Origin of the sequence: Pseudomonas sp. PS02302, assembly GCF_029959585.1 — a bacterium.
In the GTDB taxonomy this organism is placed as follows: domain Bacteria; phylum Pseudomonadota; class Gammaproteobacteria; order Pseudomonadales; family Pseudomonadaceae; genus Chryseomonas; species Chryseomonas aestiva.
Genome location: NZ_JASCON010000173.1, coordinates 1 through 649, shown reverse-complemented (window position 1 = coordinate 649; position 649 = coordinate 1). Strand labels below are relative to the sequence as shown.

At 49.8% G+C, this 649-nt stretch carries 1 tRNA gene and 1 rRNA gene; both read left to right on the top strand.

From position 1 onward, the window contains the following. The first annotated feature begins 40 nt into the window (after positions 1 to 40). Positions 41 to 116: transfer RNA gene (locus tag QMX82_RS25685), tRNA-Ala, on the top strand. Positions 117 to 421: 305 nt separating this feature from the next. Beyond that, positions 422 to 649, top strand: a 23S ribosomal RNA gene (locus QMX82_RS25680); the annotation flags it as partial.

The window sequence follows — 649 nt, the reverse complement described above, 5'->3', positions numbered from 1 at the left end:
GAGGTCGGCAGTTCGAATCTGCCCAGACCCACCAATCGATGGGGCCATAGCTCAGCTGGGAGAGCGCCTGCCTTGCACGCAGGAGGTCAGGAGTTCGATCCTCCTTGGCTCCACCATCTCCACCTACCGCTAACGCGATTGCTTGAAAAGCTCAGAAGTGAGCTTTTGACTTCTCCCTGCCGACAGGTAATGAGAAGGGCACAAAAGCTGACTTCTGGTCTTTGATCAGAACTGTTCTTTAAAAAATTGGGAAAGTGATAGAAGTAGACTGCATTAACTGTTTTCACTGGCAGTTAGTGTCGTCAAGGTAAAATCTTGCGAACTCAAGCGCAAGTTTTCGGCGAAATGTCGTCTTCACTCATGTAACGCCTGCAGATCGGTAGCGTCCTTGTGACGTCAGCGAGATTGCTTGGGGTTATATGGTCAAGTGAAGAAGCGCATACGGTGGATGCCTTGGCAGTCAGAGGCGATGAAAGACGTGATAGCCTGCGATAAGCTTCGGTGAGGTGGCAAATGACCTGTGACCCGGAGATCTCTGAATGGGGAAACCCACCTAGCATAAGCTAGGTATCTTAACCTGAATCCATAGGGTTAAGAGGCGAACCAGGGGAACTGAAACATCTAAGTACCCTGAGGAAAAGAAATCAAC